The 23,261-nt window shown below is 65.4% G+C and carries 21 protein-coding genes; 7 read left to right on the top strand and 14 right to left on the bottom strand.

All coding sequences use genetic code 11. The features are described 5' to 3' along the window. Positions 1-83 precede the first annotated feature (83 nt). The 11 genes from H1B27_RS05135 to H1B27_RS05185 all read right to left on the bottom strand — a co-directional run bounded on the left by H1B27_RS05135 (position 84) and on the right by H1B27_RS05185 (position 12,056). Positions 84-1,661, bottom strand: coding sequence for a Do family serine endopeptidase (locus H1B27_RS05135; RefSeq protein WP_061877971.1), 1,578 nt, complete (start codon positions 1,659-1,661; stop codon positions 84-86). A gap of 221 nt (positions 1,662-1,882) precedes the next feature. After that, positions 1,883-3,226, bottom strand: a complete 1,344-nt coding sequence (locus tag H1B27_RS05140) for a methyl-accepting chemotaxis protein (RefSeq protein WP_197965242.1) — start codon at positions 3,224-3,226, stop codon at positions 1,883-1,885. 113 nt (positions 3,227-3,339) lie between these two features. Beyond that, a complete protein-coding gene (locus H1B27_RS05145; RefSeq protein ID WP_028177865.1) occupies positions 3,340-3,822 on the bottom strand; it encodes a cytochrome c-type biogenesis protein in 483 nt (160 codons plus the stop codon). A gap of 4 nt (positions 3,823-3,826) precedes the next feature. Next, on the bottom strand, positions 3,827-5,809 hold the full coding sequence (locus H1B27_RS05150; RefSeq protein WP_197965243.1) for a heme lyase CcmF/NrfE family subunit: 1,983 nt from the start codon (positions 5,807-5,809) through the stop codon (positions 3,827-3,829). Then, entirely contained in the window at positions 5,806-6,315 is a 510-nt protein-coding gene (gene ccmE / locus H1B27_RS05155; RefSeq protein ID WP_061877974.1) for a cytochrome c maturation protein CcmE, read from the bottom strand. The genes H1B27_RS05150 and ccmE overlap by 4 nt, the downstream gene beginning before the upstream one ends. Positions 6,316-6,352: 37 nt before the next feature. Further along, positions 6,353-7,456 (bottom strand): c-type cytochrome biogenesis protein CcmI, encoded by a 1,104-nt coding sequence (gene ccmI / locus H1B27_RS05160; RefSeq protein WP_197965244.1) that lies wholly within the window; start codon positions 7,454-7,456, stop codon positions 6,353-6,355. A gap of 130 nt (positions 7,457-7,586) precedes the next feature. Beyond that, positions 7,587-7,856, bottom strand: coding sequence for a hypothetical protein (locus H1B27_RS05165; protein WP_028177861.1), 270 nt, complete (start codon positions 7,854-7,856; stop codon positions 7,587-7,589). A gap of 98 nt (positions 7,857-7,954) precedes the next feature. Beyond that, positions 7,955-9,355, bottom strand: coding sequence for a hypothetical protein (locus tag H1B27_RS05170; protein ID WP_197965245.1), 1,401 nt, complete (start codon positions 9,353-9,355; stop codon positions 7,955-7,957). 160 nt (positions 9,356-9,515) lie between these two features. Then, the gene (locus tag H1B27_RS05175; protein ID WP_061877977.1) at positions 9,516-10,892 is read right to left on the bottom strand and encodes an ATP-binding protein; all 1,377 of its coding nucleotides are present in this window, start codon (positions 10,890-10,892) and stop codon (positions 9,516-9,518) included. 98 nt (positions 10,893-10,990) lie between these two features. After that, positions 10,991-11,665, bottom strand: coding sequence for a response regulator transcription factor (locus H1B27_RS05180; RefSeq protein WP_011085905.1), 675 nt, complete (start codon positions 11,663-11,665; stop codon positions 10,991-10,993). A gap of 235 nt (positions 11,666-11,900) precedes the next feature. Beyond that, complete coding sequence (locus H1B27_RS05185; protein WP_162832009.1) at positions 11,901-12,056, bottom strand: hypothetical protein; 156 nt, start codon at positions 12,054-12,056, stop codon at positions 11,901-11,903. A gap of 232 nt (positions 12,057-12,288) precedes the next feature. Here H1B27_RS05185 and ku point away from each other — a divergent pair, with 232 nt between their 5' ends. From ku to H1B27_RS40965, 7 genes are all read left to right on the top strand, one after another. Further along, positions 12,289-13,269 (top strand): non-homologous end joining protein Ku, encoded by a 981-nt coding sequence (gene ku, locus H1B27_RS05190; RefSeq protein ID WP_197965246.1) that lies wholly within the window; start codon positions 12,289-12,291, stop codon positions 13,267-13,269. A 60-nt stretch (positions 13,270-13,329) separates the two neighbouring features. Beyond that, positions 13,330-13,566 (top strand): hypothetical protein, encoded by a 237-nt coding sequence (locus tag H1B27_RS05195; protein ID WP_197965247.1) that lies wholly within the window; start codon positions 13,330-13,332, stop codon positions 13,564-13,566. A 290-nt stretch (positions 13,567-13,856) separates the two neighbouring features. Continuing rightward, positions 13,857-14,021 carry a Flp family type IVb pilin gene (locus tag H1B27_RS05200; protein ID WP_028177856.1) on the top strand — a complete coding sequence of 55 codons (165 nt, stop codon included), beginning with the start codon at positions 13,857-13,859 and terminating at the stop codon, positions 14,019-14,021. 141 nt (positions 14,022-14,162) lie between these two features. Further along, positions 14,163-15,704 (top strand): thymidine phosphorylase family protein, encoded by a 1,542-nt coding sequence (locus tag H1B27_RS05205; RefSeq protein ID WP_197965282.1) that lies wholly within the window; start codon positions 14,163-14,165, stop codon positions 15,702-15,704. Continuing rightward, a complete protein-coding gene (locus tag H1B27_RS05210; protein ID WP_197965248.1) occupies positions 15,701-16,621 on the top strand; it encodes a ribose-phosphate pyrophosphokinase in 921 nt (306 codons plus the stop codon). Before H1B27_RS05205 ends, H1B27_RS05210 begins: the two co-directional genes overlap by 4 nt. Next, a complete protein-coding gene (locus H1B27_RS05215) occupies positions 16,618-18,213 on the top strand; it encodes an MBL fold metallo-hydrolase (protein ID WP_197965249.1) in 1,596 nt (531 codons plus the stop codon). Before H1B27_RS05210 ends, H1B27_RS05215 begins: the two co-directional genes overlap by 4 nt. Before the next feature lie 1,351 nt (positions 18,214-19,564). Next, complete coding sequence (locus H1B27_RS40965) at positions 19,565-19,804, top strand: hypothetical protein (protein ID WP_311976926.1); 240 nt, start codon at positions 19,565-19,567, stop codon at positions 19,802-19,804. A 34-nt stretch (positions 19,805-19,838) separates the two neighbouring features. Here the strand turns inward: H1B27_RS40965 and H1B27_RS05225 are convergent, their stop codons facing one another. From H1B27_RS05225 to H1B27_RS05235, 3 genes are read right to left on the bottom strand one after another with little or no spacing between them, the layout of a single operon-like run. Beyond that, on the bottom strand, positions 19,839-20,471 hold the full coding sequence (locus H1B27_RS05225; RefSeq protein ID WP_197965250.1) for a hypothetical protein: 633 nt from the start codon (positions 20,469-20,471) through the stop codon (positions 19,839-19,841). An 8-nt stretch (positions 20,472-20,479) separates the two neighbouring features. Then, complete coding sequence (locus tag H1B27_RS05230; RefSeq protein ID WP_197965251.1) at positions 20,480-22,735, bottom strand: xanthine dehydrogenase family protein molybdopterin-binding subunit; 2,256 nt, start codon at positions 22,733-22,735, stop codon at positions 20,480-20,482. Position 22,736: 1 nt separating this feature from the next. Then, on the bottom strand, positions 22,737-23,201 hold the full coding sequence (locus tag H1B27_RS05235; protein WP_197965252.1) for a (2Fe-2S)-binding protein: 465 nt from the start codon (positions 23,199-23,201) through the stop codon (positions 22,737-22,739). Positions 23,202-23,261 lie beyond the last annotated feature (60 nt).

Below are 23,261 nucleotides of genomic sequence, written 5' to 3' on the forward strand. Positions count from 1 at the left end.
TTGCGCTGCTTCCCCGAAGGGCACCGGCGGCGGGGGCGACTGATGCCGGCGATACCCTTCATCTCGTAAGCCTCCTGAAGGCCTCAGCCCTTGGCGAGGGGCACCGCGACGAAGCGCGACTGGCCGCCGCTCTTCACGCGCATCAGGACGCTGTTCTTGTTGTCGGTCCGCGCTGCGTTGATGGCATCACGGACTTCGCCCGCGGTGGCCACGCTCTTGCCGCCGACTTCGAGGATCACGTCGCCTTCCTTGAAGCCGCGTTCGGCCGCGGCGCTCTTCGGATCGACCTCGGTGACCACGACGCCTTCCTTGCCGGCGCCAGCCACCGAATTGGCGGGGGCCACGGTCATGCCGAGCTTGGGCACGTCGGTGCCACGATTGGCACCCTTGCCGCTGTCCTTGTCGGAGTCGGCCTTGGCCTCGACCGTGTTCGGCAGCTGGCCGAGGGTGAGGTTCACGACCTTGTCCTGGCCCTTGTGGAGCACGTTGAGCTTCACGGTCGCGCCGGGCGCCATGCCGCCGATGGTGCGGGCAAGCTCGCGGGCGTCCTTGACGGATTCGCCGTTGACCGCCGTGATCACGTCGCCGGACTCGATGCCCGCCTTGGCGGCCGGACCGTTGGCCTGCGGCTCCGCCACCAGCGCGCCTTCGGCCTTCTTCATGCCAAGGCTGTCGGCGATGTCGGAGGTCACGGGCTGGATCTGTACGCCGATCCAGCCGCGGCTGACCGAGCCCTTGTCCTTCAGCTGCGCGACCACGCTCTTGACCGTGTTGGCCGGAATCGAGAATGCGATGCCGACGCTGCCGCCAGACGGCGAGTAGATCGCGGTGTTGACGCCCATCACCTCGCCGTTGGTATCGAAGGCCGGACCGCCGGAATTGCCCTTGTTCACGGGCGCGTCGATCTGGATGAAATCGTCATAGGGCCCGTTGCCGATATCGCGGCCGCTGGCCGAAACGATGCCCGCGGTCACGGTACCGCCGAGGCCGAATGGATTGCCGACCGCAAGCACCCAGTCGCCGATCCGCGGCTTGCTGTCGGCGAGCTTGGCGAACGGGAAGTTCGAGCCGCCCTCGACCTTGATCAAGGCGAGGTCGGTGCGCTGGTCGGTGCCGATCACCTTGGCGGTGTAGGTCTTGCCGTCATCGGTGGTGACCTCGACCTTGTCGGCCCCGTCGACCACGTGGTTGTTGGTCACGGCATAGCCGTCGGCCGAGATGAAGAAGCCGGAGCCCTGGCCCTGCACGACGCGGCCACGACCTCCCTTCATGCCCGGGATGCCATCGGGACCGCCGAAGCGGCGGAAGAAGCGCTCCATCGGCGAGCCCGGCTGGAACGGCGAGGCGGAATCATCGCCGTCATCGTTGCTCGCGATCTTCTCCTTGATGTTGACCTTCACCGAGATCACCGACGGCTTCACGCGCTCGACGATATCGGCAAAACCGACGGGACGCTCAACCTGACGAACCTCGTTGTTGACCTGCGCATGCGCCGGGCTGGAGAACAGGTCCGCCGGCGAGGTCGAAGGGCTGAAGCCGTAGACAGCCGCGCCGAGGCCGGCGACGACCGAGGCCATCAGCGCGAGCTTGCGCGCAGAGAACACCGACCGGCGCGGCTGCCGGTACGACGGAAGGTTCGAAAGGTCGGGACGTTCGGTCATGCAGAAATCTCCAGGAGCCTTGAATTCCTTTGGTGCGGGATGCCAGCACCTTACGAACCTGAACATGGGGGCTCGCGCCTTACCGTGCGCTGGCGGCGGGGTTAAACTTTCGTAATGAAGGGGTGCGTGGATGCGGCAGTTCAGCGCACGCCGAAAGTCGTTGCCTTACAGGAACTTAACCGATTTCCTGGAACAGCGCCTGAGCGCGATATTTGGCGCTCTCAACTCGCCCTGACGCTGACGATGAACTCGTCGACTTCGCGCTTCAGGGTCTCGGCCTGCTGCGACAGGTCAACCGCCGAATCCCGCGCCTCGGCGGCCATCCGGCCGGTCTCCGCGGAGGTCGAGGTGATCTGGATGATGTGGTTGGAGACGTCGAGGGTGCCGCGCGCGGCGTCCTGGGCACTGCGCGTGATCTCCTGCGTGGCGTTGCGCTGCTGGGCGGTGTCGACCTCGATGCCGGACATGATGGACGAAATCTCCGACAGCGTCTTGGAAATACCGTCGATCGCGCCGCGGGTCTCTGCGGTGATGCCCTGAATGCTGGCGACATGGGAGGTGATCTCCTCCGTCGCTTTGCTGGTCTGATGCGCCAGATTCTTCACCTCTGACGCGACCACGGCAAACCCCTTGCCCGCCTCCCCTGCCCGCGCCGCCTCGATGGTGGCATTGAGCGCCAGGAGATTGGTCTGCGATGCGATCGCCTGCACGAGCTGGACGACCTCGCCGATCTTGTCGGCGGCATCCGACAGCGTGTGGATGGTATCGCGGCTCTTCTCCGCCTTGGACGCCGCGCCCTCGGCGCGCTGGGTCGCGTCCGTGACGCGGCGGCTGATCGTGCCGATCGAGTTCGTCATCTCCTCGGCAGAGCCCGCGACCGTCTGCACGCTAGTGCTGGCCTGGTTCGCGGCGCTCGCGACCGCATTGGCCTTGGTGCTGGTGTCGTTGGCGGTCCGCGACAGCGTCTCGGCATTGGTCTTCAGATGCACGGCCGACGACGCCACACTGTCGACGACGCTGGCGACGAGATCGTTGAAACGCCTGATCCGATCGTCCAGGAATTTCGACCGCTCGGCCTGATGCCGTGCTTCGTGCAGCTGCTGCTCGGAGAGGCGCCGCCGCTCGATGCCGTTGGTCTTGAACACCTCCAGCGCCCCGGCGAGCAGGCCGATCTCGTTGGTGAGTCCGAGCCCGGGAACGGCGGTCTCGAATTTCTGATCGGCCACCTCGCGCATGGCATGCACGATCGCCGCCAAGGGAGTGAGGATGCCGTTGCGCACGGCGAACCAGGTGGTGAGGCAGATCGCGGCGGCGAGGACGGCGATCACGCCGCAGGCGACCAGGAACCAGGAGAACGCGGTCTGCGCCTGCTGATAGGTCTGCATGGCATGGTCGCGCACGGGTCCGCTCAGCGTGGCGAAGTCCGAGGACAGGCTGGTGATCTCGTTGTTGAGATAGAGCACCGCGATGAAGCCGGTGCCGCCGCCGATGCTCAGCAGGAACAATAACGCAGCGACGACGGCACCGACCAGGAAGCGGATCGTCAGGTTGCTGTTCGCGAACATCGGGAGGACTCGGAGGCTGGAATCGATCTCGCCACAAGCTTCCAGACAAAGGTCAACATAGCATGAAGCGCGCGGCAGCGGCCGCGGCTTCCGTTCCATTTTATGCTTGGACGTCAGGAAGATTTGGCATCGTCCGACATCAACGCGGCGAGCCGTGCCTCCTCCTCGGGCGTGAGCGGCGGTGCCGGTACGTCTGCACCGCTTCGCGCGCGGCGCCGGATCTGCAGCCACAGCGCCAGGGCCCCGCCGATCAGCAGCACCGGCCCGAGCAGCCACAGCAACAGATTCTGCCGTTCGAAGCGCGGTTTCAGCAACACGAATTCGCCGTAGCGCGCCACCAGGAAGTCGAGCACCTGGGAATTGCTGTCGCCGGCGGCGATGCGCTCGCGCACCAGGAGCCGCAGGTCGCGTGCCAGCGGGGCGTCGGAATCGTCGATCGACTGGTTCTGGCAGACCATGCAGCGCAGCTCGCGCGACAGCTCCCGCGCGCGCGATTCCTTGGCGGGGTCCGACATGATCTCGTCGGGCTGGACGGCGTGGGCCGCAGGCGGGGCCAGCAGCATCAACGCGATGAACGCGGCCATCATGCGGCGCATAGGATCATTCCGCGGGCTGGAGGCGCTGCTTGGCTCGCGCCGGCTTCGGCGCGCCGACGCGCAGACGACGGTCGGAGAGCGAGAGTACGCCGCCGAACGCCATCAGCACCGGCCCCCACCAGATCAGCAGCACCATCGGCTTGTAATAGATGCGCACGGCGATCGCGCCTTCGGCGGTGGCGTCGCCGAGCGAGACGTAGAGCTGGCTCGCACCGCGCGTCAGCAGCGCGGCCTCGGTCGTCGACGAGCCGCGCGTGGTGAAGCTGCGCTTCGACGGCGTCATGACCGTGAGCGCCTCGCCATCGCGGCTGATCTTGAACTCGGCGATCATCTCGCGGTAGTTCGGGCCCTGGCGTTGAAACAGCCCGTCGAGCTTCAGCTCGTAGCCGGCGACATGAGCGACGTCGTTCGGCTTCATCGTCGCGATGTATTCGCTGTTCCAGGTGGTCTCGCAGACGATCCCGATCAGCGCGACGCCGAGGCCGGCATGCGCAAACGCCGTGCCCCAGGCCGATCGCGGCAGGCCGCGCGCCCGGTGCAGCACCGTTGCGAACGGCATCCGGACCAGGCCCGTCCGCTCGACGATGTCGGTCACGGCGCCGGCGATGACGAAGACGCCGAGCCCGATCGCAAGCGGCGCCAGCGTGCTGCCGCCAGTTGCCCAGCCCCAGGCGATGGCGACGGCGACGAGGCCGGCAACGCCCGCCGCGAGCAGGCGCTGCATGACGCCGAGCAGATCGCCGCGCTTCCACGCCAGCATCGGCCCGAACGGCACCGCGAGCAGCAACAGGGCAAACAGCGGGGCGAAGGTGAGATTGTAGAAGGGGGCGCCGACCGACATCTTGAAATCGGCGAGCATCTCCATCGCCAGCGGATAGAGCGTGCCGAACAGCACGACCGCGCAGGCCACCGTGAGCAAGAGATTGTTCAGCACCAGCGCGCCCTCGCGCGAAATCGGCGCGAACAGGCCGCCCTGCTTCAACGAGGTGGCGCGGCCCGCAAACAGCGCAAGGCTGCCGCCGATGAACAGGCAGAGGATCAGCAGAATGAACACGCCGCGGGTGGGATCGGTGGCGAAGGCATGCACCGAGGTGATGACGCCCGAGCGCACCAGGAAGGTGCCGAGCAGCGACAGCGAGAAGGTCAGGATCGACAGCAGGATGGTCCAGACCTTCAGCGCATTGCGCTTCTCCATCACCAGCGCGGAATGCAGCAGCGCGGTGCCGGCGAGCCACGGCATCAGCGAAGCGTTCTCGACCGGATCCCAGAACCACCAGCCGCCCCAGCCAAGCTCGTAGTAGGCCCAGTACGAGCCCATGGCGATGCCGAGCGTCAGGAAGATCCAGGCGACCAGTGTCCAGGGCCGCACCCAGCGCGCCCAGGCGGCGTCGATCCGTCCCTCCATCAGCGCCGCAATGGCGAAGGAGAACGAGATCGAGAAGCCGACATAGCCGAGATAGAGCATCGGCGGATGCACGGCGAGACCGATGTCCTGCAGCACCGGATTGAGATCGCGTCCCTCGATCGGCGGATTGGCGATGCGCAGGAACGGATTCGATGTCACCAGGATGAAGAGATAGAAGGCGCTGGCGATCCAGGCCTGCACGGCCAGCACATGTGCGCGCAGCGACAGCGGCAGGTTGTTGCCGAAGCTCGCAACCAATCCGCCGAACAGCGCGAGGATCGACACCCACAGCAGCATCGAGCCTTCGTGGTTCCCCCACACGCCCGTGATCTTGTAGAGCAGCGGCTTCGTCGAGTGCGAGTTCTCGTACACGTTGGCGACGGAGAAATCCGAATTCACGTGCAGCATCACGAGCGCTGCGAACGACACACCGACGAACAGGAGCTGCGCCAGCGCCGTGGAGCGCGCGACATTCATCAGGGCTGCATCGCGCAGGCGCGCGCCGATCAAGGGCACGATGGACTGAATCAGCGCGAGCCCAAGCGCCAGCACCAGCGCGTAATGTCCGGATTCTGCGATCACCGCATCGCTCCTTGGGGATTGCCCTGTGCGGTCGTGGCCGCAGGCTTGGTGCCTTCGGACGCCTTGCCGCCGTAATCGTCCTTCCAGTGCCCCTGCTTCTTCAGGGCATCGGCGACCTCCTTGGGCATGTAAGTCTCGTCGTGCTTGGCGAGGACGGTATCGGCCTTGAACACGCCGTTGGCGTCGAGTGCGCCTTCGGCGACCACGCCCTGCCCTTCGCGGAACAGGTCGGGCAGGATGCCCTTGTAGGCGACCGGCAGCTTGGCACTGCCGTCGGCGACCTCGAAGGTCACCGCGAGATTATCGCCGCGCTGGAGCGAGCCGGGCTGCACCAGGCCGCCGAGGCGAAACCGCTTGCCGGGCTCGATATGCTTCTCGGCGACCATGGTCGGGGTCGAGAAGAACACAATGGAGTCGCGCAATGCGTTGAGCACCAGCGCGGCCGCGAGCGCGAGCACGGCGAGCGAGCCGCCGATGATGGTCATACGTCGCTGCTTGCGCGTCATGGCGTATCCGTTCTCCGCATCTCTCGTCCCGAAATCGTCATCCGCCGAGCCCGAGAGTCCTGAGGCCGTCGTTGAGCTGGCGCAGCCGCTCGGCGTCGCTGGCAACCGCCTGCCGGGCATCGGCCGATGCCCCCATGGCCTTGTCCCGCTCGCCCATCACGAGATAGGCACGCACCAGGCGCAGCCAGCCCTCGACATCGTCACCGTTCTGCTTCAGCCGCGTGGCCAGACGATCGACCATGCCACGCACCATCGCGTTGCGATCACCCTCGGCCATATCCTTGGAGGCAGCAATCGTCTCGTCGGACAGCGCCGGCATCGTGCCGCCACCGACCCGCGCCAGCGAGGACTGCACCAGGGCACGCCACGGCGCATCCGCAGGCGCTTTCGCAAGCAGCGCGCGCCAGATATTGGCTGCATCGTCCTTGCGGCCGTCCTGCTCGGCGGCAAGACCCAGGAAGTAATTCGCCTTGGGATCGTCGGCGCTCAAGGCATGTGCTCGCTCGAATTCGGCCTTGGCCTCGGCGGTCACCACGCCGCCGGCAGCGGCCGAGATCGCTTCGCCGAGATCGGACCGGCGCTCCGCGCTCTCGCCATTGTAGGTGAGCGAGTTGCGATAGGCGCGCACCGCATCGTCGAAGCGGCCGAGCCGCTCCAGAACCGGCGCGAGCACGTTCCAGCCACGCCCGTCGGTCGGATTCTTTTCCAGATGTTGCTCGACCTGAACGACGAGGTTCTCGAGCGATTGCGCCATGCCCGACCCGCGCTCCCGCTGCGCCAGGGGAAAGTCCTGAAGCTTGGGTGAGCCGAGCGGCATGTAGACGGCGACCGCAACGAGCGGCAGGCCGGCGAGCGCCAGCACGGCCGCCGCACGGCGCCATTTGAGGTTCGACCTCGGCGCCATTGCGGGCTCGCTGGCTGCCGCCGCAAGCAGCCTGCGGCTGATCTCGACGCGCGCAGCCTCGGCCTCCGGCGCCGGAATCAGTCCTGCGGCGAGGTCACGCTCGACCTCGGCCAACTGGTCCTTGTAGACCGCGACCTCGCTGCCCTGATCTTGCGCACCGCTACTGCGGCCAAGCGGCCAGAGCACGGCGAAAATCGCCGCGACCGTCATCAGCGCGAACACGAACCATAGAGTCATCTGGCAAGCTTCCGGCAGCGCACGAACCGCGCCTATAGGTGCCTTTACACCACGGCCGGACAATGCGGCAATTGACAATTGTCAAAGCGCTGCACTGCGTACAGTCCCGAAGAGTTGAAAATCCAACGGCTTAGCCGATCTCGAAGTCCGCGCTTCGCGCCGCGTCCTCGCCGTGCCCGTTGAAGGCCCTCAGAAAGTATGTTCCCGGCTTGATTGCATCCGGCAATCTGATGCGCAACGCTCCGACCGGAACCCGAGATGCAACCCTCGTGGTCGTCTCCGGCAGTTGCCGATCGCTTGCCTTCTCGACCAGCACCACCTTGGCGCCAACCATCAGCCTTTGATACTTGGCAACGATGACGCGGTTCTCAATCTCGATCGAGCTGATAACGGGTTTCATGCGCCTACAGATAGAAATTCCCCGGACTTGCTCGGGGACCGTACGGTGCGCCAGCGATGTGGTCAACCAGAAATTGCGACAATGAAATTTGCGCTTGATCAGCCCGCGCGCGACGATTTGCGTTCGCCAGTGAGTGCGTTCTCCGCGGCCCGGCTCATCAGCGAGGCGTAATCGTCGCCGAACAGCACCTGGCAGAAGCGGATCGCGGCCTGCACCTGCTGCTGTCGATAGGTGCGGACCTTGTGATCGGCGGCACGCAGCGACTGCACCAGCTGCTCGGTCGAGCGTTCCACGTATTGCTGGAGATCGGAATAGGTGCGCAGCGTCACCTCGTTGATCGCGAGCTCGCTCGCATAGTTGCGGCAGGTCGCGACGAAGTCGATCAGCGCCACCGCTTCCTCCACCTCTGTGCTGTCGACCCTCGCGCCCGGCGGAATGTCCTTCTCGGGGCGCTGGCGCAGGATGCGGCGAACGCGGCCTGGAACGCTGTCGATCTCGGACTGCAGCGCATTGGAAATGTCGGCGCGGATCGACGTCAACTGCTTGCCCCAGGCGGAATCGTTGCGCAGGTCGAGCTCGGTGCGCAGGCCGCGCACGCCGTCGTGCAGCGTCTTGAGATTGTCGGCGACGTTGTCGAAATGGCCGCGCTTGATGTCCATGCGAAGGATCGCGGCCACGCAGGACAAATCATGCAGCGCGATCGTGACGGCAACGCCATAAGGGGTTGCCGCGACTCGTATCTCGTCGTCGGACGCGGCAATCTTGATGGCGAGGCGGATGATCTGCCAGGGGGCGGTCATCCGCTGCACGACCATTGAGAGCGCGAAGGGCAGCATCTGCGGCGTCTGAAGCGCGGGAATGTTGAGCGCCGACGTCACCGAGGCGATCTGCGGATCGCCGAAGGTGCGCAGGAAGCGCGGCAGCCGCTCGTTCACGGTGGCGATGGCCTCGCGGACCTGGAGTATCGCACCAACGGAATAGAGATCCTCGATCACGTTCGGCGGGCCGACGCGGGCCAAAGCGCGCGACTTGTCGCCTCCGCCCGGTCCCGTCAGCTCGAAGATGGCATCCGCGGCCACCGCCTGGAGCCTCAAGGCCAGGGCTTCGACCTGCCCTGCATTGTCGGCCGGCAGGCGCGACAGCAGCGCCTCGAATTCGTTCACCTTGTCCGGTGCGCCGTCACGGCCGAGCCACTGCCAGATCGGCTGGAGTGAGGAGCGGCGAATCTGGCCAACCCTGATCGGCGTGCCCGCCTCGACCAGGAACGGTTCCAGCACCTGGAACAGCAACCGCGACAGATCGTCCGTGCGCGGCGGCGCGGCTTCATCGGCCTCGGTCTTGCGGACGATGTTGCGCAGCTGCTCGAGCACCAGGGTCGCGACAGCCGTATCCTGGCCGCGCTCCAGCGCGCGCTCGAACTCTCGCATCAGCAGGGCCTGCGCCTGCGGCGGGAGCTGCGCGAGATATTCCCTCAGCCGCTCGATCGATGTCTGGCTCATGCGCCCGGGTAATGCACGGTAAAATGGCGGACATGGGATGCGTCCGGGCGCGATCATAGGACGCCCCACTTAAGAAGCCGTTTAGGAAGTGGGTCCGAATGCCCGCGGTTTTCACCAGAGGGGGATCAACGAAGACGAAAAACAACGTCGAAACAAGGAACTAGAGTCCCGGAAGGACCAATTCGGCGCGCAGGCCGCCCGTCGGCGCAGCGCCGAGCGAAAGGCTGCCGCCATAGAGCGCGGCGAGATCGACCACGATGGAGAGGCCGAGTCCCGATCCGGGCTTGGACTCGTCGAGCCGCTGGCCGCGCCTGGAGACCTGCGCGCGTTCCGCTTCCGACAGGCCCCGGCCGTCGTCATCGACAATGATCCGCAGGCGCGGACCCGCACCCGCCTGGCGCGGCGCCTCGACCAGCACCTCGATCAAGACGCGCGAGGCCGCCCATTTGCAGGCATTGTCGACGAGATTGCCGACCATCTCTTCCAGATCCTGCCGCTCGCCGCGAAATTTTGCCGACGGATCGGCCCTGGCCTCGACGACGATGCCACGATCGCGATGGATCTTCTCCATGGTCCGCCGCAGCGCCTCGATGGCGGGCGCCACTTCCGTTACGGTCGCGACCACCGAGACCCGCGCCGCAATGCGCGCACGCTCGAGATGATGAGCGACCTGGTCGCGCATCAGGTCCGCCTGCTCCATCACCTTGGCCGCGAACGGATCGGCCAGGTGGGCGCCGGCCTCGTTGACGATGACCGAGAGCGGCGTCTTGATCGCGTGGGCGAGATTGCCGACATGGGTGCGCGCGCGCTCGACGATCTCGCGATTGGCATCGATCAGCGCGTTGGTCTCGCGTGCCAGCGGCGCGATCTCGACCGGGAATTCACCCTCGAGCCGTTCCGCCCGGCCGGAGCGGATGTCGGCGATCGACTCCGAGATGCGCTTGAGCGGTGCGAGGCCGAAGCGGACCTGGAACACGGTCGTCAGCAGCAGCACGATGCCGAGCGCGGTGAAGGTGCCGCCGAGATAGTAGTCGAAGCTTCGCGTCTCGTCGAAGATCTCGGTGTCGTCCCCGGCGACGCTGACGAGATATTTGCCGTCGGCGCCGAGATCGACCGGCCGTTCCACCATGCGCAGATTCTGCCCTTCCGGCCCATCGACATAGGCGAGCCTGATGCCGGCGGCGGTGAGCTCGGCGCCCTCGTCTTCCAGCTTCGGCAGCTTCTTGTCCCAGAGCGAGCGCGAGGAGCGCACCTCCGGCTTTTCGGTGTCGGTGCGCGTGATCTGCCAATACCAGCCTGACAACGGCAGCTCGAACAGGGGCTCGCCCAACGACTGGAACTGGCGGTCCGGCGGCTCGTCGGGGGTCGCGACCTCGGCGATGAGGGTGCGCAGATAAAGGTTGAGCCGGCGGTCGAAGGCGCGCTCGGTGGCGTTCTTGTAGACCGACGACAGCACCACGCCCGTGATGGCCAGAATCACCACGAGCCAGGCGGTCGCCGACAGGAACAGTCGGTTCGCAAGTGAGCTAGCGGCCATCGGAACGGTCCGGGCAGAGGCTGGAAGTCAGGTCGTCGGAGGTCATGGTCCGACCAAGGCCCGTGTCAGGGCGGCCGTCAAGCCCGGACCGCTCGGCCTCAAGCCCCCGGCGCTGGCGGCGGGGTCAGGAGATAGCCGAGGCCCCGGACGGTCTGGATGATGTCGACATCGAGCTTCTTGCGGATGCGGCCGACGAAAACCTCGATGGTGTTGGAGTCGCGGTCGAAATCCTGGTCGTAGAGATGCTCGACCAGTTCGGTGCGCGAGACCACCCGCCCGGAATGGTGCATCAGATAGGCCAGAAGCCGATATTCGTGCGAGGTCATCTTGACGGGATTGCCTGACACGCTGACCCGGCCGGTCCGGGTGTCGAGCGTGACGGGACCGCAGCTGAGTTCGCTCTGGGCGTGGCCGGTCGAGCGGCGCAGCAGGGCGCGGATGCGCGCCAGCACCTCCTCGAGGTGGAACGGCTTGGCGACATAGTCGTCGGCGCCGGCATCGAAGCCCTGCACCTTGTCGCTCCAGCGGTCGCGTGCGGTGAGGATCAGGACCGGCATGGTGCGGCCGTTGCGGCGCCAGGCCTCCAGCACCGAGATGCCGTCCTTCTTCGGCAGGCCGATGTCGAGCACCACGGCGTCATAGGGCTCGTTGTCGCCGAGATAATGCCCCTCCTCCCCGTCGAAGGCCCGATCGACGACATAGCCGGCGTCGGTCAGCGCCTTGGTGAGCTGGCGATTGAGATCGGGGTCGTCCTCAACAACGAGCAGGCGCACGCTTCTCTCCAAAGGCTGCAAGAACAGGCTGCATGAACACTGCCAGAGATGAGCAATTCCGGCGTGAACTGAATATGAACGCAGGGAACCGGCCTACGTTACTTTTTGGACATATAGAACCTGTTGCAAGCCAATGCGACTGCGCCCGCCATGCCGCGGGATGAGCCGGGGCATGGCGGGCGCAATGTGCCGCGTCGGGCGGCGAGCCGGGGGAGCCGGCGTCCGGATCCGGCGGTCAGGTCCGGAAGAAGACGAACCAGACGACGGCGAGGATCAGGATCGCAAGTCCGGTCGAGATGGCGAGCAGCGCCGCCACCGAAGGCCCGGGCTCGCCCTGGCGCGCCTCGGTCGGAGTTTCCACGATGCGGTTCTGCTCTCGCGTGGTTGCCATGGTGACCTCAATCTGTGGCTGTCGCTTGCGATGACCGCGACGTTCCTCGCGGTTATGAAGTGCCCAGGGCAACGCGTGATCTCGGGCGATGTTCCGGACCGTGGGCCCGTCCGGCAATACGGCGCAGGCGGCGATTAACGCCGTTGCAAGATTCCGCGCCGGCGGTTGCTATGATTCGCACCTTGGCGATGTTATCCTTGGCGCTTGTCCTCTGTTGCGTCTGGAGTAGCCCATGGCCCCCCGCGCCAATTGGAAGGGTTTTCTGCGTCTGTCGCTCGTGACCTGCCCGGTCGCGCTCTATCCGGCCACCTCGGATACCGAGAAGGTCTCGTTCAACCAGATCAACCGCAAGACCGGCCACCGGATCAAATACCTCAAGGTCGACGCCGAGACCGGCGACGAGGTGACCTCCGAGGACATCGTCAAGGGCTACAAGGTCGACACCGACACCTATATCGAGGTCACCAAGGACGAGCTGGACGAGATCGCGCTCGACTCCACCCACACGATCGAGATCGACGAGTTCGTGCCCAAGGCCGACATCGACAACCGCTATCTGATCCGCCCCTACTACCTCGTGCCGGACGGCAAGGTCGGCCACGATGCCTATGCGGTGATCCGCGAGACCATCCGCAGCATGGACAAGGTCGCGATCGGCCGCGTGGTGCTGACCAACCGCGAGCATATCATCGCGCTGGAGCCGCTCGACAGCGGGCTGATGGGCACGCTGCTGCGCTACCCCTACGAGGTCCGCAGCGAAAAGGAATATTTCGACGACATCCAGGACGTGAAGCTCACCAAGGACATGCTGGACCTCGCAAAACACATCGTCGAGAAGAAGTCCGGCGCGTTCGAGCCCGAGCTGTTCGAGGATCATTACGAGACCGCCCTGATCGATCTCATCAACAAGAAGCGCAGCGGCATGCCGATCGCGGCCAAGGCCGCACCGAAGACCGGCGGCAACGTCATCAACCTGATGGACGCGCTGAAGAGAAGCATCGCGAACGAGAAGGACGCTGCTCCCGCGGCGAAGGTCGCCAAGGAGACCGTCAAGGGCAAGAGGCCGAAGAAGCGTGTCGAGGGGCAGCGCGAGATGCTGCTGCCGATATCAGGCAAGGGCGGCAAGGAAGCTGCGGCGAAGGCTGCGACCACGCCGAAGAAGGCGACCGACAAGCCGGTGCGGACACCGGCGCGGGCGAAGAAGGCCGGCTAGCAGCATCACGCCCCGCGAATCGCGCCGTGATGTCTCTCCCCGCCGATCGGCCGGCCTGACATGCCCTGGTCGACGGCGTTCGACGATCCCGTTCGCGTGGGCAACAAGCGCAAGCTGCTGACGCTTCAGGATGCGGCGGACTACGTCATGCAGCTGCCCGATGACGCCCAGCACGAGGCGCACTGGCAGACCGCCATCGAGACCTTGATCAATGCGGCCGAGACGGGCGGCGGATGGGTGATGTTCGCCCGTATCGCCATGCTGCGGGCGCTGAATGCGGACGGCCGGAGCGGATGAAGCGCGATGGAGATGTCCTTGCCGGTCCGTTGACGAACAGGCTCAACAATCGGTTAAGCGGCTGCACGATCACGCCTTGACGGGCACTGGGCCGGTGCAGCCCCTGGGCTGCCGATTTGAAGCCATTTGGACGGATCGACGGAACCTTAATTTAATGAATGCCGTCGTATGAGCGGGGTCGCGATCGCGCGAGCCCAAATTCTTCCGGCACGCACAAAGACATACTCGATCGATTTACGAGTCCGATTAGGACGCGACCATGCATTGGATCGGATGAACAGGAGCTGGCAATGCGTCTGCTGAGGTCTTTCCTTGCCGATGAGAATGGCGCAACCGCCATCGAGTATTGCCTGATCGCCGCCGGAATCGCTCTGGCAATCGTGACCGTCGTGAACAACACGGGCGGCGCGCTGCTCAACAACAAGTTCAACTCGATCAGCTCGGCGATGAAGTAACGGCTGGCCCTGGCCTGCGTAACGGCGCGCCACGCCCCTCGCTCCATGTCTCCCCCGACCCGCGGGCCATGATCTGGGTCAACAGCGCCGGAACAGCGACGCTTAAGCATGGAGACCCAACTCCCTGCTGCCGGCCTGTCCATGCATCCAGACCTTCCGCACTCCCAACTGAAGATCCGCCGCGTCCGCCTCGATACCGGCCGCGAAAACGTCGTCGTCGTCTCCCGGCACTCGAAGGCGCTGCGCGCGGAAATCTTCCGCGGCTTCAGCCGCGTCGAGCTTCGTCGTGGCGGCAAGGTTCTGCTGGCGACGCTGCTGATCACGGATGACGATACGCTGGCGGCTTCGGACGAGATCGGCCTCTCCGAACCTGCGTTCCGGCGCTTCGCGGAAGCCGTCGGCACGCCGGTCACGGTCAGGCCCGCCTCGCCTCCGGAGAGCCTGGAAGCGGTGCGCGCGAAGATCCGCGGACGGACCTTGAGCCAGGCCGAGATCGGCGCGATCATCAGCGACCTCGCGCACTACCGCTACTCCGACATGGAGATCGCCGCCTTCCTGATCGGGTCGGCGAGCTTCATCACCAGCGACGAGCTTCTCGCCCTCACGGGGGCAATGGCGCAGGCCGGCACGCAATTGATCTGGCCGAACCCGGTCGTCGTCGACAAGCATTGCATCGGGGGCATCCCCGGCAACCGCACGTCGATGGTCGTGGTGCCGATCGTCGCCGCCCATGGCCTGCCGATCCCGAAGACCTCCTCGCGCGCCATTACCTCGCCCGCCGGCACAGCCGACACGATGGAGGTGCTGGCGCGGGTGAATATCGGCGTCGAGGAGATGAAGGCGATCGTCTCTTCCTGCAACGGCTGCCTGATCTGGGGCGGGCACGTGAACCTGTCGCCGGCCGACGACGTCCTGATCTCGGTCGAGCGCCCCCTGAGCCTCGATACCCGCGAGCAGATGGTCGCCTCCATCATGTCCAAGAAGATCGCGGCAGGCTCGACCCACCTGTTGATCGACATTCCGGTCGGGCCGACCGCGAAGGTCAGCGGCGGCGTCGAGGCCATGCGGCTGCGAAAGCTGTTCGAATTCGTCGGCGACCGCTTCGGCCGCTCGGTCGAGGTGATCACGACCGACGGAAGCCAGCCGATCGGCAACGGCATCGGGCCGGTGCTCGAAGCCAACGACGTCATGGCGGTGCTCGGCAACGAGCCGGGCGCGCCGCGCGATCTGCGCGAGAAATCGCTCCGGCTCGCCGCCCATCTCCTGGAATACGACCCGAAGCTGCGCGGCGGCGCGGGCTATGCCCGGGCGCGCGAACTGCTCGACAGCGGCGCGGCGCTGAAGCAGATGCAGAAGATCATCGACGCACAGGGCCCGTCGACATGCAGCAACGAGCTGGGACCGCTCAGCTTCGACGTCAAGGCGATGCATGACGGCATCGTGTCCGCCATCGACTGCCTGCGCCTGAACCGCCTCGCCCGCACCGCCGGCGCGCCGCTCGACAAGGGCGCCGGCATCCGCCTGTTCAAGAAGATCGGCGATCGCGTCGAGCAGGGCGAGCCGCTCTATCGCGTCTACACTTTCGACCATCCCGAGCATGATCTGGTCGCCGATGCCGCCGCCGAAGAGACCGGTTACCTCGTCAACGGTCACGAAGCCCTGCAGGGCACGACGGCGCCGTGAGCACGATCGCGCTCCAGACATTGCCGTCCGGCGCCGATGCGGCGAAGCGGCTCGCGGCGCGGCTTGGGCTTGCCTGCGGCGAGATCGCCGTGCACCGCTTTCCGGACGGAGAACTGCGCGTTGCAGTCGCGCCGGCGAGCGACACCACGATCCTCTATGCCCCGCTCGATCAACCCAACGACAAGCTGATCACCCTGCTCTTCGCCGCGGAGGCCCTGCGACGTGGCGGCGCGAAGCGGCTCGTCCTGGTCGCGCCCTATCTCTGCTACATGCGGCAGGATGCTGCCTTTCATGCGGGCGAGGCCATCAGCCAGCGCGCCATGGGCAATCTGCTTGCAACGACCGTGGACCGCGTCGTCACCGTCGATGCGCATTTGCACCGCACTCCCGACATCAGGTCCGTGTTTCCTGGTATCGAAGCGGAGAACCTGTCCGCCATGCCGGCGATCGCGAAGGCGCTGGCGGCCGACAGCATCGATCCTGCGACCGTCGTGATCGGGCCCGACATGGAGTCCGAGCCCTGGGTGAGCGATGTCGCGAGCCGCTTGCGGTTGCAGCACACTGTGGCGCGCAAGACGCGCCACGGCGATCGCTCCGTCGCCGTCAGCTTTGCCGACCCTGCCCTGCTCTCGGGACGACCGGCGCTCATGGTGGACGACATCGTCTCCTCCGGGACGACGTTGACGGCCGCAGCGAAGGCGCTGAGAGCAATGGGGGCTACGGTCGTCGATGCGGTGGTGACGCACGCGCTGTTTCCACCCGCAATGATCGCCGCATTCACCGAGGCCGGCATACGGTCGATCCGTTCGACCGACAGCGTGCCGCATCCGACCAATGCGATCTCGCTCGACGAGATTCTCGCGGCCGCCTTGCGGTCCGAATCGGCCACGACACATCTTCCGGAGACGACGACATGAGCATCACCGTTCGATTTTGCGGCGCCGCCCGCACCGTGACCGGGTCGAGCTATCTGTTCCAGACCGCGACGGGCCGCTTCCTGGTCGATTGCGGGCTGTTCCAGGGCCAGAAGACGTTGAAGGAGCTCAACTACGGCGCCTTTCCGTTTCGCCCCGCCGATATCGATGCCGTGCTGCTCACACATGCTCACATCGACCACAGCGGATTGCTGCCGAAACTCGTGCGCGCGGGATTCGAGGGGCCGATCCTGGCAACGCGCGGCACGATCGATCTCTGCTCCTACATGCTGCCCGACGCCGGCAGCATCCAGGAATCGGAAGTCACGCAGCTCAACCGGCGCAACGCCTCGCGCGGGCGCAAGGAGGTGCAGCCGATCTACACGCAGGCCGATGCGATCGCATCGCTGCAATCGTTTCGCCCGGTCGACTATGAACGCTGGACCGACGTGATCCCGGGAGTCCGCGCGCGCTACTGGAACGCCGGCCATCTGCTCGGCTCCGCCTCGATCGAGCTCGAAATCGCCGAGCAAGGTTCGCCGCGTCCGCTGCGCGTGCTGCTCTCCGGCGACGTCGGACCGGAGGCCAAGCTGCTCCAGCCCGATCCCGAAGCGCCGACCGATTTCGATTACGTCATCTCGGAATCGACCTATGGCGACCGGGTACGCGAGGCCACGACACCCGCACTCCGCCGCAAGCACCTCGCCGCCGAGGTGCGCGACGCCGCGGCGGCCGGCGGCGCGCTGCTGATTCCCGCCTTTGCGGTCGAGCGCACCCAGGAGCTGATCGTCGATTTCGTCGACCTGATGGAGCATGGCGGGATTCCGACCGCACCGATCTTCCTCGACTCGCCGCTCGCGATCCGCGCGACCGAAGTGTTCCGCCGGCATTCGGAGAGCCTCGACCCATCCGTCGACGCCACCCGCCTGCTCAACTCGCCGCATCTCAAATTCACCGAAACCGTGGACGAGAGCAAGGCGATCATGCGCCTGTCCGGATTCCACATCATCATCGCCGCGAGCGGCATGTGCGACGCCGGCCGCATCCGCCATCATCTGAAGCGCTGGCTGTGGAACCAGCGCGCGACCGTGCTTCTCGCCGGCTTCCAGGCCAACGGCACGCTCGGCCGCTTCCTCCAGAACGGGACCAAGGCCGTGCGGATCCAGGGCGAGGAGATCAAGGTCGCGGCCCGCATCCGCATGATCGACGAATATTCGGGCCATGCCGACGGGGCCGGCATGGCCAGCTGGATCGCGGCGCGACGCCCGATCGCCCGCGGGCTGTTCCTGGTCCACGGCGAGGAAGGAGCGATTGCGGGGCTCGCCGAGCGCGTGGCCGAACGCATCATTCCCGCGGCCAAGGTCTACCAGCCGATGCTGGACGATATCTATGAGCTCGCCGCGCCCGAACCGCGCGTGCTCGACGTGGATCACCGACGGCGGCTCGCGCCGGAGGCCGTGACCCGTCTCGACTGGCACAACGAGATGTCCGAGCTCATGCTCGACATCAGCGATCGTGTCGCAGCCGCCGCCGACGACCGCGCCCGCGGCGTCATCATCCGAAGGCTGCGCCGCGCGCTGCAGGAGAAGGCGTAATGGGCGATCGCCCGTCGCCTTCGGCATCAGCGTCACTCCAACCTCAGTCGTTGCGGGGAGCGGCGATAGCTCGCCAAGCGCATCGATCAATTCCGTCATCCTGAGGCGCGAGCGATGGGGCGCGGAGCGTCCCATCAGGAGCCTCGAAGGATACGCGGCCGAGATGCAGCCGCGCGCGGCAACAGCGGGGCCGTCGCCCTTCGAGACTCGCCGAAGAGGCGAGCGCCTCTGGGTGACGGAGATGGAATTGCGGGCGCTGCTCGAAATCGTCATTGCGAGGAACCCCTGCGGCGAAGCAATCCAGAATCCTTCCGTGGAGAGATTCTGGATTGCTTCGCTCCGCTCGCAATGACGGAGTGTGGAGAGACGACGTCGCTCTAACGACTCGCATTTCATCCGGACATACCTTCGCGGCCTCGCGGCGTCTTTCGCCCGAGTCTTGCTGTCCGCTTTCGCCCTCCTCGAAAGCGAGGGCGCAAGGAAGGCCGGGCACCGGCAGGCACCCGAAGTCCCGTGTGCAATGAGAACGCGCACGGGGTGGACGACAGGTGATGCCAGCATCCCGGCCTTCCCTGCGCGATGGTTTTAACGGCGTCCTTCGTGCTCTCCTTCGGGGAGCGATGCACTATTGCCCCCGTCGCCATGCAGATGGCTGATGTGCGTGCCCGGTTGGGCCGTGAGCATCACCACATGACTTGACGCACAGACCCCGGGCGTCAGGACCACACGACTTCTCCGTCCGCGCACATCCTCGCTGGGCCCTCCACGGCTGGCGTGCGCTCACCGTCGAGACCATACGAAGACGCTGTCAGCGCCGTGTCGTATCGCGCCGATCGCTGCTCACGGTTTCCCGCCCTGCAGCCAATCTTGCGCGCCGACGCCGTCGCGGCCACCGCATCCCGGCCCGCGTCCCGTGACGATTGCGAAACGCCCCTTGTGGCGGGCGGGATGTTTCGGGTCTTACGCCATATCCGAATTTCGGTCAATACGAATATCTTGCGGACCGCGATTGACCCAGCTTTGGCGTGTTTCGTCTGTCGGGCCACACAAGAGATCGTGGCCCGGGTGGAGCCAGCTCCCTATTTCCGTCAACTTTGACGGTCATTTGAGCCCTGATATTCTTCCACACGGCGTGGCTCGAATGAGCATGCGATCGATCATTGAACAAAGCTATTTGAGGATGCGGATGAGACGCACGACGTTCTTGGGCCTCGGCCTTGTGTGTGTCGGCCTCTGGGCACAGGATAGCGCGAGGGGGCAGGCTCCGGTGGCACCGCCGGTTTCGCTTGCTCCGATTGCATCGCCCCCACCTTCGAAGGCCAAGAATTCGCGGCCGAAGCGCGATCCAGCCTTGGCGACGCCCGGCACGGATACTTCGACGCCTGTGATCGGCGCACTACCGCTCTCGCCGAATCCCGCTGCCGATTACGATGGCTTCACCGTCGGCAGCGAAGACCGCGACGCCTTGAGTCTGGTCGCGCCGCCCGCGAGGTCACGCGCAGCGAAGAACAGTTCCGCAGGGCAGGAATCGCTCGATCAGGACGATGAGGCGCTGAGGCGAAAGCTGACGATTTGCAAGAACTGCAAATAGGAGACTGGTCAGCCCGAGTGAGACAGCGAACGCATCAATTCGGACAGGGTTGCCCGGCCGCTCCCCACATCGCCATGTCCTTGACGTGATCTTCGAAGGTGCCAGGCGGCGTCGAGCGGCCCGCTCCGGGCGCCCAGCCCCGCGGGATGAAGCCGTTCAAGGATGCATCGTGCCGCAAATGCCCGACGAGCCCGGCGGCGTCGCGGCCGCCATTGCGCTTGGGATCCTTCATCTGCGCGCATATCTCGGCACCACTTTTGCCGAACCAGATGAAAGCTACCGGCGCGAGTTGCCAGTCGATACCGGCGCGCGGCGGTGACGGTGCCGGCTCGTTTGCCTGGGTGGAGGTCATGTGACAGGTCGAGCACGGGATCGCCTCCGCGCCGATGCGGCTCTCGCCGCCATGGATGTTCATGCCATGCGGGCGCGGCTTGGTTTCGCCGGCCGGCGTCCAGATGGGTATGGCTTTGGCATCGACATGGCAGTTGGCACACCGGGAATGGGTCACGACGGCCTCGATCCGCTTCCAGGCTTCCAGTCCCTGGACGCGGCTGACACTGCCGGGCGGCAGCACGTCCTTTGCGGCCTCGTCCTTGGCCGCAACGATCCCGGTGAGCGCCGCGACGGCAGAAGCCGCGAAGACGACCGCAATTAGAGATCTCCTCATGGCTCGCCTCACACGAAATCGATGAACTTGTTGAAGGGCATTTCGCGGATGCGCTTTCCGGTGGCCGCGAAGATCGCATTGGCGAGCGCAGGCGCGGCCGGCGGAACCGGCGGCTCTCCGATGCCCCTCACCTTCGGATCGTTCTCCAGCCCGCGAACTTCGATGACCGGGCATTGATAGATCCGCATGGCTTCATGGTGGTTGTAATTGGTCTGCTGCACCGCGCCCTTGGCGTAGGTGAGCTCGCAGTTGATGGCGTGGCCGAGGCCCCAGACGACGCCGCCCTGCACCTGGCTCTCGAAATTGACGGGATCGACGACCTTGCCGACGTCGGCCGCGACCCAGACCTTGTCGATCCTGATGCCTCGGTCCGTGGCCGTCACCTCGACGACTTCAGCGGTCGGCGTGCCAAACGATTCCACGAAGGCAACGCCCCGTCCTCGGCCGTTGCCGAGCGGTCCCTTCCAGTCCGACATCTCCGCGACGGTCTCCAGCACCTTGCGATAGTGCGGCACGGTGCACATCGCGATGCGCGCCTTCATGGGATCGAGACCGGCCGCGTGGATCAATTCGTTGATGAAGCTCTCCGTGAAGAAGCCCGATGTCGAGGCGCCGACCGAGCGCCACGTCGTGCTCGGCGACAACCCTTGCGCCTCGTAGCTGGTGGCCCGGAAATTGGGGATGTCGTAATAGACGTTCCATAGGCCGGCGGCCAATTGCCCGTCGGGATCCTTCGAGGGCGTGCCCGAACGCTCGAGCAGTCCCTTGAGCGGTGTCGTCGAGGCCAGTTGCAGATCGGCGGCGACGATCTTGCTCTTGTCGACGCTGCCGCGGTGCCGCGCAATGGCAATCTGCCGCGGAATATCCTGGAGGAAATCTTCTTCGCGCGAGAACACCAGCTTGATCGGCGTGCCCTTCATCTGGTTGGCGATCTCTGCGAGAACGCGGACGTTCTCGTACTCGAGGCGGTGACCAAAACTTCCGCCGGTCCACTGGTTGTGAAAGGTGATCTGTTCCGGCTTGAGGCCGATCGCGGTCGCCGCGACCCATTGCACGAAGCGCGGGCTCTGATGGCCAACCCATATCTCCATGCCCTTGTCGGTGACGAGGCCGATCCCGTTCAGTGGCTCGAGCGGCTGATGCCCCACATAGGGTGCGCGATATTCGGCTTCGACGAGCTTGCCCGTCTTCAGGCCGGCGTCGATATCGCCGATCTTTCGCCACTCCTTGCCCAGAAATTCCGGCTTGAAAGAAGATTCCAGCACCTTCCAATGGTCGGCCTGCTCGGCGGGATAGACTGAAGGCGCCCACTCGCATGCGATGGCGTCGACCGCCTTCATCGCGTACCAGCTGTTCGTGGCGATCACCGCCACGCCGTTCTTGATTTCGAGGATATTCCTGACACCCGGCATCGAGCGCGCCTTGCTGGCGTCGTATGATTTCAGCGGCTGCCCCTTGTTGGGGTTCAGCTTGACGGAGGCATAGAGCATGCCCTCCGTTTTCTGGTCGATGCCGAATTTCAGCTCGCCCATCACTTTCGAGCGGATGTCGAGCCGCATCATCGGCTTGCCGAGCATGCGCCATTTGGACGGATCGCGCGGCTGCGCATCGAGCACCGGCGGAATTTTCGACGCCTCCGCGGCGAGTGCGACATAGGCGATCTTGCTTCCGTTGGGCAGGATCACATGGCCTGATTGCGTGCGAAGGTCGGCCATCGCGACGCCCGAACGTTTGGCCGCTGCGGCCTTCAGCGTCTCTCGCGCGATCGCGCCGGCCACACGCAGCTTCTGATAGGTGTCCGGGATCGTGCTCGATCCACCGGTCATCTGCAGGCCGGACTCCCGAAGCCATTCGAGCGTCTTGGCGCGCGCTTCCTCGGCGGCGGGACTCTGGTCCGCGGCCACGAACGGTGCGAACTCGTCGGCGAAGCCCGTGTTGAAATAGGCGGGGCTAGGCTCTGCAAAGCGGATCTCGAACTGGCCGGGATCGAGGTCCATCTCTTCGGCGATCATGATCGGCTGCACCGAGCCGACGCCCTGGCCGATGTCGGCATGCTGTGCGATCAGCGTGATCTTGTCCGGGCTGATCTCGACCCAGGGATTGAACGTCACGGAATTCGGCCCGAGGCCGGCGGTCAAGGGATTGTCGCCGGCGGCCGGTGCGGCTGCTTCAGCACCGCAATAGGAGCCGAAGGCAATGCCGCCGGCCATCGCGGCGGAGCCGAAGATAAACGCGCGCCGCGAGAGGTCCTGCATATGGCCCATATCACTTCTCCGCCATTTTCTTGGCCGCGGCCGCATGGATCGCCGCGCGGATGCGCGGATAGGTGCCGCAGCGGCAGAGGTTTCCCGACATCACCTGATTGATCTGCTCGTCCGTCGGTTTGGGTATCTTCGTGAGCAGCGAGATCGCCTGCATGATCTGTCCGGTCTGGCAGTAGCCGCATTGCGGCACCTGATGCTCGATCCAGGCCTGCAAGACCGGGTGGTGATCCTTGTTGTCGAGGCCTTCGAGCGTGACGACCGATTTGCCCGCGACCTCGCCGATATGCGACTGGCAGGACCGCACCGCCTTGCCGTCGATGTGAACGGTGCAGGCGCCGCATTGCGCGACCCCGCAGCCATATTTGGCACTGGTGATGCCGAGCTCGTCGCGCAGCACCCACAGCAGGGGCATCTCGGGAACGACGTCGACCTGGCGCTTGATCCCGTTCACCGTGAGTTCGATCATGTCGGTCTATCCCCTCGCGTATCTGGTCGTCGTAACAGCACTGCACGATACAGGTTGAGC

The sequence above is a fragment of the Bradyrhizobium diversitatis genome (assembly GCF_016031635.1).
Lineage (GTDB): Bacteria > Pseudomonadota > Alphaproteobacteria > Rhizobiales > Xanthobacteraceae > Bradyrhizobium > Bradyrhizobium diversitatis.